The sequence below is a fragment of the Sphingorhabdus sp. YGSMI21 genome (assembly GCF_002776575.1).
Lineage (GTDB): Bacteria > Pseudomonadota > Alphaproteobacteria > Sphingomonadales > Sphingomonadaceae > Parasphingorhabdus.
Genome location: NZ_CP022548.1, coordinates 2,020,911 through 2,035,633, shown reverse-complemented (window position 1 = coordinate 2,035,633; position 14,723 = coordinate 2,020,911). Strand labels below are relative to the sequence as shown.

Below are 14,723 nucleotides of genomic sequence, written 5' to 3'. Positions count from 1 at the left end.
CTCTCTCCGGCATCTTCTGCAAAGCACGCTCATGAGTCTGACCCACATCAAAGTAAAAGGCGCCCGCGAGCATAATCTCAAGGGCGTGGATATCGAGCTTCCGCGCGAGAAGCTGATCGTGATCACCGGCCTGTCCGGCAGCGGCAAGTCGAGCCTCGCGTTCGATACCATCTATGCCGAGGGGCAGCGGCGCTATGTCGAGAGCCTCAGCGCCTACGCGCGGCAGTTTCTCGAGATGATGCAGAAGCCCGATGTCGAGCATATCGAGGGGCTTTCGCCGGCGATCTCGATCGAGCAGAAAACTACTTCGCGCAATCCGCGCTCGACCGTCGCGACAGTGACCGAGATATACGACTATATGCGCCTGCTCTGGACCCGCGCCGGCGTGCCTTATTCGCCGGCAACGGGCCTGCCGATCACCGCGCAGACCGTATCCCAGATGGTCGACCGGGTAATGACTTTGCCCGAGAAAACCCGCTTCTTCCTGCTCGCACCCGTGGTCCGTGGCCGCAAGGGCGAATATCGCAAGGAACTGCTCGAGTGGCAGAAGGCCGGCTTCACCCGCGTCCGCGTCGACGGCGAATTTTACGATATCGAGGAAACGCCCAAGCTCGACAAGAAATACAAGCATGACATCGAGGTTGTGGTCGACCGGCTGGTCGTGCGCGAAGGCATGGAACAAAGGCTGGCCGACAGTTTCGAGACCGCGCTGCGTTTGGCGGACGGGCTGGCGTTTGTTGATCTTGCGGATGGTACGGTTGAGGAGGCTTTGGCTCTTGCCAATCGTGCTTCGACAAGCTCAGCACGAACGGAAAGTGTCGCGGAAGCCAGCGCGACTTTCAAACCGGAACCGGATGACTCCCCCTCCCGCAAGCGGGAGGGGCCAGGGGTGGGCCAGCCGGACACACAGAATATCCCCACCCCCGACCCCTCCCGCAAGCGGGAGGGGAGCATGAAAGGCACCGGCCTCCCGCCCAACCGGATCGTCTTTTCCGAACGCTTCGCCTGCCCGGTCAGCGGTTTCACCATAGAGGAAATCGCGCCGCGGCTGTTCTCGTTCAACGCTCCGCAAGGCGCCTGCCCGTCCTGCGACGGCCTCGGCGAGAAACTGCATTTCGATACGCAGCTGATCGTGCCCAATCCGGCGCTGAGCATCAAGAAAGGCGCGGTCGTGCCCTGGGCGAAATCCAACCCGCCCTCGCCTTATTATATGCAGGTGCTGGGCAGCCTCGCGCGGCATTTCGAATTTGATCTCGACACGCCGTGGAACGAGCTGAGCGAACATCATCAGGATGTCATCCTCAACGGCACACAGGGACTGCCCGTCACCCTCCGCTTCCAGGACGGGCGCAAATCCTATGAGGTGAAGAAGCCGTTCGAGGGCGTCGTCGGCAATCTCAAGCGACGGATGCTGCAGACCGAGAGCGCCTGGATGCAGGAAGAGCTGGCCAAGTTCCAGGCCGCAGCTCCTTGCGAAACCTGCCACGGCGCGCGGCTCAAGCCGGAAGCGCTGGCGGTCAAGATCGCGGGCGAGGACATCTCGATTTCGACCCGGCGCAGCGTCGGTGATGCCCTGGCATTTTTTGAGGGCCTCGGCGCGCAACTCAACAAGACGCAGAGCCAGATCGCCGAACCGATCCTCAAGGAAATCATCGAGCGGCTCGGCTTCCTCAACAATGTCGGGCTGGACTATCTCAATCTCGACCGGACCAGTGGCACATTGTCCGGCGGCGAGAGCCAGCGCATTCGTCTCGCCAGCCAGATCGGCTCGGGCCTATCGGGCGTGCTCTATGTGCTCGACGAACCGAGCATCGGCCTGCACCAGCGCGACAATGACCGCTTGCTGACCACGCTCAAGCGACTGCGCGATCTCGGCAACACGGTGATCGTCGTCGAACATGACGAAGATGCGATCCGGACCGCAGACTGGGTCGTCGACATGGGACCCGGCGCTGGCGTCCATGGCGGCGAGGTCGTCGCCGAGGGCACGCTCAAGCAGATCCTGAAGTCCAAGAAGTCACTGACCGCAGCCTATCTTAACGGCACGCGGGAAATCGAGGTGCCGAAGAAAAGGCGCAAGGGCAATGGCAAGAAGCTGACCGTTCACGGCGCCACCGCCAATAATCTGCAGAATGTCACCGCGTCGATCCCGCTCGGTACCTTCACCTGCATCACCGGCCTGAGCGGCTCGGGCAAAAGCTCGCTGACCATCGATACGCTCTACGCATCGGCGGCGCGGACGCTCAACGGCGCGCGGGTGATTGCCGGCGCGCATGAGAAGATCACCGGTCTGCAATATTGCGACAAGGTTATCGATATCGACCAGTCGCCGATTGGCCGCACCCCGCGCTCGAACCCCGCGACCTATACTGGCGCTTTCACCAATATCCGCGACTGGTTTGCCGGACTGCCCGAAGCGCAGGCCCGCGGCTACAAGCCCGGCCGGTTCAGTTTCAACGTCAAGGGCGGCCGCTGCGAAGTGTGCCGCGGTGACGGGCTGATCAAGATCGAGATGCACTTCCTGCCCGACGTCTATGTCACCTGCGAGGAATGCGGCGGCAAACGCTATAATCGCGAAACGCTGGAGGTGAAGTTCAAGGGCAAGTCGATCGCCGATATTCTCGACATGACGGTCGAGGACGCGGTCAGCTTCTTCAAAGCGGTGCCGCCGATCCGCGACAAGATGGCCATGCTTTACGAAGTCGGTCTGGGCTATGTGAAAGTCGGCCAGCAGGCGACCACTCTGTCCGGCGGCGAGGCGCAGCGGGTCAAGCTGGCCAAGGAACTGTCGAAACGGTCGACCGGCCAGACCCTCTATATTCTCGACGAGCCGACGACAGGTCTGCATTTCGAGGATGTCCGCAAGTTGCTGCAAGTGCTTCACCAGCTGGTCGAACAGGGCAATAGCGTGGTGGTGATCGAGCATAATCTCGATGTCATCAAGACCGCCGACCATATCATCGACCTCGGCCCCGAAGGCGGCGTGCGCGGCGGCGAGATCGTCGCGCAGGGCACGCCGGAAGACGTCGCCAAGGTCAAGGGTAGCTATACCGGCGGCTATCTGAAGGATATGCTGGCGAAGTGAGCGGCACAGCTGCGAATCTTCTGTTCGTTTGTTCCCGCAACCGGCTGCGCAGTCCGACAGCCGAAGCGGTACTGAACAGCGTGGACAGGGTGACAGCCATCTCGGCCGGTACGAATAACGATGCCGAGACGCCGCTATCCGGCGATCTGATCCTCTGGGCAGACAGCATCTATGTGATGGAGACCGGCCACAGGAAAAAGATCACACAGAAATTCGGCCCGTTGCTGAAAGACAAGCCGGTCCGCAACCTGGCCATTCCGGACAATTACACGTTCATGGATCCGGATCTGGTCGCGATCATAAAATCCAGATTTCCGGAATATTTTGCCTAGTAGCGCAGCACCCGCGCCTGCCAGAGCAGCAACAGCGGCGACAATAATTCCACCAGCATCGCGGCAAATTGTTCCGTCGGTGGTGGCCCGACCGTGAGATAGGATACGGCCCTGGCGCAGCCGCCGATAAAGAAGAACAGCATCGCGAAGCGAAACAGTTTGGCCCGTTTCCTTATTTCGCCGGCGCTGTAAAAAATCATCAGCGCAACGCCGATATATACGCCGGAAAGATAACGATACTGGTTGTCCATCGCAGTGCTGAATGCGTCGCCGCCCATATGTTCCGCCGCGCCGAAGAGCAGGCCATTGACCCCGAACCAGAGCGGGATGAATCCAATCAGGAAGGAAAGGATGCGGAATGCGGCCATATATATTCTCCTTTATTCTGTTCGTGGCGAACCTGTCGAAGGGCGTGTTTCAACCGGCTGCAATCTGATGCTGATATTGTCTAAACCGTTTTTACCCCCGAAAGACCGCCCGATTTCGAAACGGCCAAAGCGTGTTCTGGAGATATTCCCTGTCGGCAACAGCTGCGCCATGTCTCCTGCCGTTGCGGTATCGGCTTCGCGCTTGCGCAGCCGGTCCCGCCGGACAGAATGTCGACAACGCGCAGATCAGCCGGGTGATTGAATTATCTTTTAATTCAAGCCACCCCATAGTTATCCCCCGATTAAGTCTGAAGAGTGCCATGCAAGCATGAGGCTGTCAATTTTTGTGTCGACCGGAAAATCCGACCCGGCCGACGACAAGAGCGAAGGGTCTAGAGATGCTCGAGACGCACCGGCAGGCCGTCCTTGGGCTGCGGAATGGGAAAGACTTGCCATTTCGGTTCATAGTCCGGTCCGCCCTGCAGAAGAACGCGGTTCTGCGTGAGCATCGCGTGCATCAAAATCTTGATCTGCATATAGGCGAAATGCAGCCCGAGACACATATGCGCGCCGCCGCCGAACGGCACCCAGGCATATTTGTGACGGCCAACCGAATTTTCCGGTGTGAAGCGAAGCGGATCGAACTTGTCCGGGTTGGGCCAGTGCTTTTCCATCTTGTGGACAAAGCTCGGACTGACGCCGACCGATGTACCGGCCGGAATCGTATAATTGCGGAAGGTGAACTCCTTGACCGCCCGGCGCGGCATCGAGGGGACCGGCGGGATTAGCCGCAGCGCTTCCTTGAAGGCCATTTCGGTCAGCTCCAGCTTGCCCAGCTGTTCCATCGACAAGGTCGTTCCGGCCGGCGCCACCGCCAGACATTCCTCGCGCACCTTGTCCTGCCATTCGGGATGTTTGGCGAGCAGATAGATCAGGCTGGTCGCCGACGACGTAATCGTATCATGCGCCGCCATCATCAGGAAATTCATATGGTCGACAACTTCACCCTCGGTCAGCAATTCCCCATTTTCATGGGTTGCCAGACAGATTTGCGTGAAGATATCCTCGCCGCCCTTCGCACGCCGCTCTTTCACCTGCGGGGTGAAATAGTCGAGCAGATATTCGCGGGCCTTCACGCCCTTCCACATCTTGGTAAAGGGAATAGGCTTGCGCGCCACACCGACCGAGGCCTGAACCTCGTCGACAAAGGCCTTGTTGATCTTGTCCGCTTCCGGCCCCCAGGGGATGCCGAGAATCGCGCTCGCCGCAGTATCGAGCGACAGCGATTTGATCGCCGGATAAAAGTTGAATTCGGTACCGCTCCATTCGCCCACCCGCTGCGCTATGCCCTCGCCCAGCACCTGGCAATGATGCTTCATGGGTCCAGGCTTGAAGGCCACCGAGAGCGCCTTGCGATCCGCCCGGTGGCGTTCGAAATCCATCAACATCAGACCGCGCGGAAACAGATTGTTGAGAATCGGGCCCCAGCCCTGCTCGCTCGAAAATATCTTGTCCTTGTTGAACAGGATCAGCTCCGTGGCATCGGCTCCCAGCATGTTGACCGACCATCCGCCAAAACTGAAGGCACGATAGACGGAGCCATATTGCTCGAACATCCGGCGTCCGAAGCCGCCCGGGTCCTTGAGCAGATCCAGCGTGCACCCCAGGACCGGCAGGCCCTTCTCCCCGGGAATATGCGCCAATTCTTCTTCGCTCGGCCGCCTCACCCAATGCGGGTTGGCGGATTCCTGAAAGGGATATCCATGCGGTTTTGCTGCAATTGTGGCCACGGGAGTGCTCCTGATCTGAAATTTGAGCCTATGATAGCTACTTTCATTAATGTCAGCAAGCCACTCCATTCATAAGCTATTCAATGATCGCGGCTTAAGGACAGGAACAATATATAGGCAATCGCAACCCCGCACGACCGGCGCTGTGAAGGCGGTTTCAAAGGAAAGCTCATGACCAATTTATTGACAGCCCGGCTCCTCAAGTCTGCGGTAGCCGCTGGCGCGCTGCTCAGTCTCGGCGGCTGCATGTACGGCGGCGGCGCTTATGGTGACGGCTATGTCAACGGGCGCGGCTATGACTGCGACCCCTATGCGCCGTTCGACGACTATTATGCCTGCGATTATGGCTATGGCTTTGCCAATATCGGCTATGGCGGCGGCTGGTATGATCAATATTATTATCCCGGCTATGGCATTTATATCTTCGACCGGGGTGGCAGACGCCTCGCGATGCGCGACAACCATCGACGTTACTGGGCCCGCCAGCGCGCCGCCTATGGCGGACATCACGCCAGAGACCGCAGAGATCGCGATGGCAGGGCCGACCGGCGTGGTGATCGTCGCGATTCGGGATATGACGGGCGCGATCGCACACGGGACCCGGACCGGAACAGCAGCCGGCGCCAGCGAGACAGCGATGACCGCGACAATCGCGGCACGCGCAACGATCGCCGCAACCGTACGGGAACAAGCGGCACAAAAGCAGGCGGAACAGACCAGGCTGCACCGTCCCGCGATCGCGGTGATCGCGGCAGCCGTACGGACCGGCCACCGGCAAGTGGGGCGGAGCAGCCGCAAGCCCGTCCGCAACCCGCCCCCCGTGCGGACAGCCCGCCCCGGTCAACGCGCGCGGATCCCATCCGCAACTCACGGGAAACCAGCCGCCGGGGGCGCAAACCTCTTAGCGACGATTAGTCCCCGAGAGCGTCTCGCCGCACCCGCGGGCCGCTAATAGTTAATAGAATTGTAATCATCGCAAATAGCCTATATCCTGAGGTCCCGATAAGATTTTCGAGGATTTTGGTCGATGGCAACCGCATTTAGCGACATTCAACCCGACGAATATACACCGTCGGAACAGCATCCACAGCATGGCGTCATCATTGGCGGACCGGCTGCGCGCGCGAAGCGGATCGAATATGGCATCCTGCTGTCCTCGATGGTGCTGGGCTCGCTCGGCGCGCTATACTGGACCATCTTCCACGCCACCGGCTGGGTCGAATGGTCGGCCTTTCTCTTCGGCTTTGCCCTGATCAACATGGGCGTCGGCATCGGCTATCACCGCTATTTCACCCATCGCGCTTTCGAAGCCGGCCCGAAAATGCGCCTCGCCATCGGGATCATGGCGCAAATGGCCTGTCAGGCTTCGGTTTTGAAATGGGCAGCAGACCATCGCCGTCACCATGCCTTTGCCGACGGCGTCGGTGATGTGCACAGTCCCTATGTCGACGGTCACGGCAAGAATATGTCGAAATGGAAAGGGCTCGGCATCGCCCATTTCGGCTGGCTGTTCGACAACACCACCTCCGACATGAAGGTCTATGGCAAGGGCTTGATCGACGATCCGCAAGTATTGTGGTGCCACAAACATCGCTGGTCGATCGCGATTTTTTCCAGCATCGTCCTGCCGGCCCTCTGGGCGCTGGCCTTCGGCGGCCCCGAACATATTATCGGCACCATCTTGATCGGCGGCTTTTTCCGCAATTTCTTCTTCCTGAACTTCGTCATGGGCGTGAACAGCATCGGCCATGTTTTCGGGTCGCAGCGGTTCGAAACCAAGGACGGTTCGCGCAACAACTGGTTCATGGCCTGGATGACCTTCGGTGACGGATGGCATAACAACCATCACCAGCACCCACGTGCCGCCTCCTCGCAGATCGCATGGTGGGAGTTCGATTTGAACGGACAGATCATCTATCTCTGGGAGAAAATGGGCCTGGTCTGGAACGTCCAGCGCGCGCCCGCCTATATCCGCAACGAGAAAGGCGAATGGGTCCAGAAAAAGCCGAAGGTGGCAACCGCCAAGTTTGACGAGCCTGAAGTCATGTCAGCCGATGACGGCGGCATCCTGTTCCCGGCGGACAAGCCCTGTTCCCGGCGGACAAGCAGCGCCATATCGAACCCGCCGAGTGAAGGGCCGCGGACTTCGCCGCTAATGTAACCGCAAGGTCAGAGTGGCAGAGACCGTTCCGGCTCCTGCGGGATTGACGCTAAGACTTTCTATCGCAACGCCTTCGCGCTCGATCCGCGCCAGCCAGCCGAAGAGCGCTGTCGGCTTGGCCGATTCCACCACCATGTTCACGCGATTGCCCGACTGGGGTGTCACGGAAGCCACCGCAATGCCGGTCTCGCCCGCGCTCTGGCTGACAAAGGCATCGATCGCGCCGCTGAACTTGGCAACCTGACCGTCTACCGGTTGCGAGAGCGCCGCGACCTTGGTCTCGATCCGCGCCTGCCGCTCGACCGCCTCGACATAGCCTTCTTCGGCAGCGGTCATGGCGCCAAACATCGGTCGCGCTATGCCATAATAGCCGACGAGCCCGGCCAGCAGCAGGCCAGCAATCGCGACCAATATCCGTTCCCGCTGGCTGAGCGCGGCAAACCAGTTTTTCGCATTGTCGATCATGGTGCCCTCACCGTAATATCCGCCTGCGCCGACCCCGTCGCGTCGGTGCGCGGGGTTGCGGTGATAAGGAAACCCGCTTTCTGGATCGCCAGCAAAGCCGGATTGATATCCTCGTTGCGGACAGCAGACAATGTTGCGGACACAATGCCGTTCTCGCCATAGTCCAGACGGACAATCGACACGCCCGGAACCTGTTGCAAGGCCGAAAAGAGCGCCGAGGCCGGAACCGGGAACATGATGTTACCGCGGTTCTCAGCAATCAGACGCTGGTCCAGCGCGCGTTCGGCGCTTTCCGGGTCTTGCTGATCACCGACGATGGCAGCGGCACTGGCCAGAGCAGCTTCATCCGCCGCATTGGCCGCCCAATGATATTTGGCCAGTTGCATCAGCGGAATGGCCAGCGAGACGATGACCAGCGCCGCCACCATCCAGCCGAGCCGGCGTTTCTGCTTCGCGTCCATCGCCCGCTTGGTCTTCTTTGCGAAGGGCCCGCTGCGAAAATTCAGATCGGTTTTCCGGCCGGCACCGGCCAGCATTTCGTCGAAAGCATCGCCGGTTATCTGTTCGACGGTCCGGTCGCCAAAGAGGAATTCGCGCAACGCCGGGTCATCCACCGCGATGATATGTCCGGCGCGCATAACGCGGTCGAACCCGAAATCTGCGGCAACCGCTTGATCATCGCCAGCCACCGGCAACAACCAGCCGGAAGGAAGGATCGCATCGGGATCGATGTCCAGCGCCTGCAGCCGGACCAGCCCGGCGGACAGGATATCCCGTCCGACCGAGGCCGTGACCGCGCCGCCCTCGCCATCGATAGTCGCGGCGATGTGGACCTTGTCACTCTCCAGACTTTGCGCCCGGGCGGCCAGAGTCGCCGCAGCCAGAGTCTGGCTTTCATTGGCGCCGCTGATTGCATCATGATCCTTGATGCTGGTCAGATGCGAGGGCAGAAGCGCGATCACGCTCAGGTCTGCTTGTACAGCATCTTGACCATAAGCTCCGGAAGCGAGGACCGGGTCGGGATCGCAGCCCGCAGCCCGCACCGCGCCGCCGCTGACATGCCACCAGTGCAGCGCCTCGTCATCCGCAGCGGGAAAGGCAATCAGGAGAAGGTCGGGATTCACGCGCTGCCGGTCTTATTCTGCGTAAATATCGGCATTGTCATCTTCGCCGCCCGGCGCGCCGTCGGCACCCAGCGAATAAAGATCATAGCCGGGGCCCTGTCGCCCGGGATTGTCATATTGATAGGGCCGCCCCCACGGATCGTCAGGCAGCTTCTTGATATAACCGCCCTTCCGGTAGCGGGCGGTCGTGGCCAGCGATGGCGGCGCAGTCACCAGCGCCTGCAGGCCGTCCGACGATCCGGGATAGGCAAGATTGTCGAGCCGGTACATTTCCAGCGCCTGTCCGAGCGTCGCGATGTCGGCCCGCGCCTTCTCGACCATCGCCCGGTCCTGGCTGGGCAGCACATTGATCACGACAATGGTCGTCAGCAGGCCGAGGATGAAGATCACCACCATCAGCTCGACCAGCGTGAAGCCGTTGCGCTTTTTCTGCGTCTTTGGTTCCGGAGCCGAGACCGTGTCTGGATGTTCAATTTCTGTCGTCATGATCATTCCTTTTTCCGGCCCTATAGTCCGGCCAGATTTTGAAGCTGCAAAATCGGTAACAATATCGCCAATATCACCAGCGCGACCAGTCCGCCAAGCGCGACGATGATGATTGGTTCGAGCAGCGACAGCGCGGTGGAACTGAAATTGTCAAATTCCCGCTCCAGATAGCCCGCCGCGCGCGCCAGCATGTCGTCCAGCTGTCCCGATGCCTCGCCGCTGGAGGTCATGTAGACCAGCATCGGCGGAAATACGCCGGTATTCCTGAGCGCTGTCGACAGGCTACCACCGCCTCTTATCGCCTCGACCATATCTTCCGAAGCCTTGCGCAGCACGCTATTGTGGATCGTATCGGTGGTCAGCCGCAAACCCTCGATAATCGGCAGTCGGCTGGCCACCATGGTCGACAGCGTCCGCGCCAGACGCGCCGCGTGCAAATCCCGCAGCAAGCGCCCGAAAAACGGCAGGCGCAGCAGGAAGGCATCGAAACGATATTTCAGCTGCGGTTCCTTGAGCGCGCGCCAGCCGATCAGCAGTATCGCGCCGATCACAATTGCAATCGCCCACCACCAGTCAGCGAGAAAGTTCGATATGCCGATCACGATGCGCGTGACCAGCGGCAGTTGCTGGTTCACATCATCAAACTGCTCGACCACCTTGGGCACAACCGCGATCATCAGCAGCGCGACGACGATGACCGAAACCAAGGCCAGCACCGACGGATAGGCCAATGTGCCGATCAGTTTGCCGCGCAATTCGGCCTGCCGTTCGAGCAGATCGGCCAGTCTTTCGGTGATGTCGGGCAGCGTGCCGGAACTTTCCCCGGCGGCGATCATCGCCCGGTAGAGCGGCGGAAAGCTTTTCGGTTCGCGCCGCATCGCCTCCGACAGCCGCTGCCCCTCGATCACCCCGCTGTGCACCGTTGCGATCCGCTGCTGCACATGTGGTTTTTCATTCTGGTTGCCGATCAGCCGCAGCGCTTCCTCGAGCGGGCTGACCTGCGCCAGCGACGACAATTGGCGGGTAAACAGGGTGAGTTCCTTGGACGACAGCTTTTTCGGTCCGAACAGACCGGCGGAAGCCTTTGCCTGGTTGCCGATGCTGCCTTGCGCCGCTTCCATTTTGACGACATAGAAATTGCGTTCAACCAGCTTCGCCCGTGCCGCGTCATCACTGGCCGCCGCCAGCCGCCCGGTCTTCTCCCGACCCTTGGGGTCAATCGCTATATAGGCAAATTCAGGCATCGACCGCATCGCTTTCGCGGCGGGAAATCCGGATCGCTTCCTCGGGCGTCGTCAAGCCATCCCGGACCAGCGCTCTCGCGGCTGCGCCCAGATGGGGCTGGTTGCGGAATGCATGGGCGGTGATCGCGGCCTCGTCGCCGCCGTCATTGATCAGCTTGCGCAGCGTGTCGTCAATCCGGATCGCCTCGAACACCCCGATCCGGCCCTGAAAGCCGGTCTGGTTGCAATGCTCGCAGCCGGTCTCGCGATAGACCACGGTGCCATTGTCAAAACCCAGCAGCGAAGCCAGCGAGCCATCGGCCTGGATCGGCGTGCGGCAATGTTCGCAGAGTTTTCTAACCAGCCGCTGGGCAACCACCGCGCGCAGGGTCGAGGCCAGCAGAAACGGCTCAACTTTCATGTCCCGCATCCGGGTGATCGCACCCACCGCGTCATTGGTGTGCACCGTCGAGAGCACCAGATGGCCGGTCAGGCTCGCCTGCACCGCTATCTCGGCGGTTTCCCGGTCGCGTATTTCGCCGATCATCACCACATCGGGATCCTGCCGCAGGATCGCTCGCAGACCCGCAGCAAAGGTCAGGCCGACCTTCGCATTGACCTGCGTCTGGCCGATCCCTTCAATGGCATATTCCACCGGGTCCTCGACGGTCAGGATATTGCGGCTGCCATCGTTGAGCTGCTTGAGACCGGCATAAAGCGTTGTGGTCTTGCCCGAGCCGGTGGGGCCGGTGACCAATATGATACCATTGGGTTCGCTGAGCGCATCGGTCAGGATCGCATGGGTATTGGGCGACATGCCGAGCAGGTCGAGCGAAATACCCGCGCTTTCCTTGTCGAGAATCCGCATCACCACCCGCTCGCTCGCCCGGTTGGGCAAGGTCGAAACGCGCACGTCGAGCAATTTCCCGCCCAGCGTCAGGCTGATCCGGCCGTCCTGCGGTATCCGCCGCTCGGCTATATCCAGCCGCGCCATCACCTTGATCCGGTTGACGATCACGCCCGCGACATGCGGCGGCATGCGCAGCTTCTCGGTCAGCACGCCGTCGACCCGCATCCGCACGACGAGCCCCGTCTCATAGGGTTCGATATGGATGTCCGAAGCGCCCTGCCTTGCCGCTTCGGCGATAATCCCGTTGATCAGCCGGATCGTCGGCGCATCATCGGCGCTGTCGAGTAAATCTTCTGCGCTCGGGATATCGCCGGCAATATCGTCCAGCCCCTCGCCCGCCAGCGCCATATCACCGGCCATGGCGGCAGCCGATCCGTCCATCGCATAGTGGGCGCTGAGCAGCTTCTCGAACGCCGGACCATCGACCCGTTCCACATCAAAGGGCAGAGCCAGATAGCGCCGCACCTCCAGCAAGGCCAAAGGATCGGCCCCTTCGCGCAGGGCAAGGGACAGCCGTTCGCCGCTGCGATCCTGTATCAGCACACCCTGATCACGGGCATAGGCATATGGCAGGTCCCGGACAGCCGCCAGCGCCCCAAGTCCGCCATCCGCTTCGGAGACCACCGCCTCTGTTCCCCGGGCGATTTCCATCATCGGTCCTCGCTGGCCTCACTTGCAGGCAGAGGAGCCTGCTCGATCATGCCGTTGTCCCTGACCGCAGGCATATCACCGGGCGCATAGATGATCTCGTCATCCGGACGCGGCTTGACCGAGGGCGGCACGGTGCCGAGATAATCGCGGACCAGCGCGTCAATCGACGGTTCCTGATCGGGATTGCGGCTGAGCTGCCGGTCGCGGATATAGCCATAGCGCGCACTCGAGAAGCGCCGTGCGTCATGGGGATCCTTCAGGATCGTCGGGCGGATGAAGACCATCAAATTGGTTTTGACCCGTGACTTGCCGCGCGACCGGAACAATTCTCCAAGCAGCGGAATATCACCGAGAAACGGAACCTTCTGGATCGTGCGCCGCTCGTTGTCATCGAGCAGGCCACCCAGGGCAATAATCTCGCCGTCGCCCACTGTGACGGTGGTGTTGATCTCGCGCTTGTTGATAATCAGCTCGTTGAAATCGTCGGACACCGGCCCGGCGATCGAACTGACTTGCTGCCGCAATTCCATCCGCACCTCGTCCCCCGCATTGATCTGCGGCGTCACTTCCAGTTCGATCCCGACATTCTGCCGCTGGATCGTGCGGAAAGCATTGTCGAAATTCCCGGACAGCGCCTCGCCGGTCGACACCGGAATTTCCTGACCGAAGAGAATGCTGCCCTTGAGATTGTTGTTCACCGTCAGCGAAGGCGTCGACAGGACGTTGCTGTTGCTGTCGGACTGCACCGCGTTGATGATCGCCCCGAGCACCGCGCTGCCGCCCAGGCTGGTGGCAAAGCCGCCAAAACCGCCGCGCGCGGCCAGCACGGAATCCGCCGCATTCTGCCGCAACGCATCACCGACCGAGCTGTTGGTGGTCACTGTGGTGGCGGTATCGGTCGTGGTGGTAGTCGTCGTGTCAAACTGGTCGGCCAGCAAACCGCCCGCAACATCGACGATATTGGGCGCGGCATTGGAAAAATTGGTCACGGCAAAGGGTACGTCTTCCCCGCCGACCAGCCATTGCACGCCCAGTTCACGGGCCAGCGTCTCGGAAATCTCGACGATGATTGCTTCGACGACCACCTGTTCCTGCCGCGTATCGAGTTGGCGGATCAGTTCGCCGATCATCCGCTGGACGTCCGGATTGGCCGCGACAATGATCGCGTTGGTCCCTTCCAGCCGCGTGACGATGGCCGGCCCCCGGCTGGCAATGCCGTTGCCGCCACCGGTGGCGACCGGAGCGGCCGCACCACCTTCGCCGGCGGGCGTAACCGCTGCCGATGCGCCGCCCGTACCGTTGCTGCCCAGCAAATTCTCGATCACCGGCATCAGATGTTCGGCATTGGCATAGTCGAGCCGGTGGACGCGTATCTCGGTCCCCGATTCGGCGCCCTTGTCCAGTTCCCGCGCCATTTGCGCAAAGCGGGCAACCGCGCCCGGGTCTCCGCGCAGGGCGATGCTGTTGCTGCTGTCGATCGGCACCACGGTGACCGGTGCGCGCAGCCCTTCGCCGCCACCCTGTGCTGCCAGCGCCTGCAGCGAGGTTGCGATTTCGCGCGCCCCTGCGTTCTTCAGTGTGATGATCGTGCTGGCGGCGCTGTCGCGATCTATCTCGCCGACCAGCGACCGTATCCGGCGGATATTGTCGGCATAGTCGACAATCACCAGACTGTTGGCGTTGCGATTGGCGGTGATCGACCCCTGTTTGCTGACCAGCGGACGCAGCGTTTCCAGCGCTTCGGTCGCGACAATCGACTTGAGCCGCACCACTTCGGTTACCAGCTGGTTGCCCTCCGCACCGCGCGAACCGATCCGGCTCGGTTGCGAAGCGGCTCCATCGGCGGGCTGGATGCGATAGGCACCGCGGGTCGTCGGAATCGCGACCAGATTATTGGCGCGCAGGGTCGACAGGAAAATCTCGAAATATTCCGAGCGGCTGAGCGGCCGGTCGGTGACCACCGAAACCTTGCCCTGCACCCGGCTGTCGAGAATGAAGGTGCGGCCGGTCACCTTTGCCGCGTCCTGGACAAAGGCGCGAATATCGGCGTCTCGGACATTGAGCGTGTGCTGGGCAGAGGCCGGGGCGGACCACAAAGTGGCACACAGAACAAGCACGGCCATGATCC

The 14,723-nt window shown here is 61.0% G+C and carries 12 protein-coding genes; 4 read left to right on the top strand and 8 right to left on the bottom strand.

The features are described from left to right. The first annotated feature begins 31 nt into the window (after nucleotides 1-31). Together uvrA and CHN51_RS09945 are read left to right on the top strand one after the other, a co-directional pair. Nucleotides 32-3,085 carry an excinuclease ABC subunit UvrA gene (gene uvrA / locus CHN51_RS09950; protein ID WP_100093878.1) on the top strand — a complete coding sequence of 1,018 codons (3,054 nt, stop codon included), beginning with the start codon at nucleotides 32-34 and terminating at the stop codon, nucleotides 3,083-3,085. Beyond that, a complete protein-coding gene (locus CHN51_RS09945; protein WP_100093877.1) occupies nucleotides 3,082-3,417 on the top strand; it encodes a phosphotyrosine protein phosphatase in 336 nt (111 codons plus the stop codon). The genes uvrA and CHN51_RS09945 overlap by 4 nt, the downstream gene beginning before the upstream one ends. Here the strand turns inward: CHN51_RS09945 and CHN51_RS09940 are convergent. Both CHN51_RS09940 and CHN51_RS09935 read right to left on the bottom strand, forming a co-directional pair. Beyond that, complete coding sequence (locus CHN51_RS09940) at nucleotides 3,414-3,785, bottom strand: DUF4345 domain-containing protein (RefSeq protein WP_100093876.1); 372 nt, start codon at nucleotides 3,783-3,785, stop codon at nucleotides 3,414-3,416. The two genes, CHN51_RS09945 and CHN51_RS09940, sit on opposite strands and share 4 nt — an antisense overlap. A gap of 392 nt (nucleotides 3,786-4,177) precedes the next feature. Beyond that, nucleotides 4,178-5,575: a cytochrome P450 gene (locus tag CHN51_RS09935; RefSeq protein ID WP_240616683.1), complete on the bottom strand. Its 1,398-nt coding sequence runs from the start codon at nucleotides 5,573-5,575 to the stop codon at nucleotides 4,178-4,180. 171 nt (nucleotides 5,576-5,746) lie between these two features. Here CHN51_RS09935 and CHN51_RS09930 point away from each other — a divergent pair, with 171 nt between their 5' ends. Continuing rightward, nucleotides 5,747-6,490, top strand: a complete 744-nt coding sequence (locus CHN51_RS09930; RefSeq protein WP_100093874.1) for a hypothetical protein — start codon at nucleotides 5,747-5,749, stop codon at nucleotides 6,488-6,490. A 112-nt stretch (nucleotides 6,491-6,602) separates the two neighbouring features. Beyond that, nucleotides 6,603-7,736, top strand: a complete 1,134-nt coding sequence (locus tag CHN51_RS09925; RefSeq protein WP_100093873.1) for an acyl-CoA desaturase — start codon at nucleotides 6,603-6,605, stop codon at nucleotides 7,734-7,736. Here the strand turns inward: CHN51_RS09925 and gspM are convergent. Genes gspM through gspD form a run of 6 tightly spaced genes read right to left on the bottom strand, consistent with a single transcriptional unit; the run spans nucleotide 7,728 to nucleotide 14,718 of the window. Continuing rightward, nucleotides 7,728-8,201, bottom strand: a complete 474-nt coding sequence (gene gspM, locus CHN51_RS09920; RefSeq protein ID WP_100093872.1) for a type II secretion system protein GspM — start codon at nucleotides 8,199-8,201, stop codon at nucleotides 7,728-7,730. The two genes, CHN51_RS09925 and gspM, sit on opposite strands and share 9 nt — an antisense overlap. Beyond that, on the bottom strand, nucleotides 8,198-9,325 hold the full coding sequence (locus CHN51_RS09915; RefSeq protein WP_100093871.1) for a hypothetical protein: 1,128 nt from the start codon (nucleotides 9,323-9,325) through the stop codon (nucleotides 8,198-8,200). Before CHN51_RS09915 ends, gspM begins: the two co-directional genes overlap by 4 nt. Nucleotides 9,326-9,337: 12 nt before the next feature. Beyond that, nucleotides 9,338-9,811: a type II secretion system major pseudopilin GspG gene (gene gspG, locus CHN51_RS09910; protein ID WP_164089107.1), complete on the bottom strand. Its 474-nt coding sequence runs from the start codon at nucleotides 9,809-9,811 to the stop codon at nucleotides 9,338-9,340. Nucleotides 9,812-9,831: 20 nt separating this feature from the next. Further along, nucleotides 9,832-11,055 (bottom strand): type II secretion system inner membrane protein GspF, encoded by a 1,224-nt coding sequence (gene gspF / locus CHN51_RS09905; protein WP_100095542.1) that lies wholly within the window; start codon nucleotides 11,053-11,055, stop codon nucleotides 9,832-9,834. Continuing rightward, a complete protein-coding gene (gene gspE, locus CHN51_RS09900) occupies nucleotides 11,048-12,595 on the bottom strand; it encodes a type II secretion system ATPase GspE (protein ID WP_100093869.1) in 1,548 nt (515 codons plus the stop codon). Before gspE ends, gspF begins: the two co-directional genes overlap by 8 nt. After that, complete coding sequence (gspD, locus tag CHN51_RS09895) at nucleotides 12,595-14,718, bottom strand: type II secretion system secretin GspD (protein ID WP_100095540.1); 2,124 nt, start codon at nucleotides 14,716-14,718, stop codon at nucleotides 12,595-12,597. The genes gspE and gspD overlap by 1 nt, the downstream gene beginning before the upstream one ends. Nucleotides 14,719-14,723: the final 5 nt, after the last annotated feature.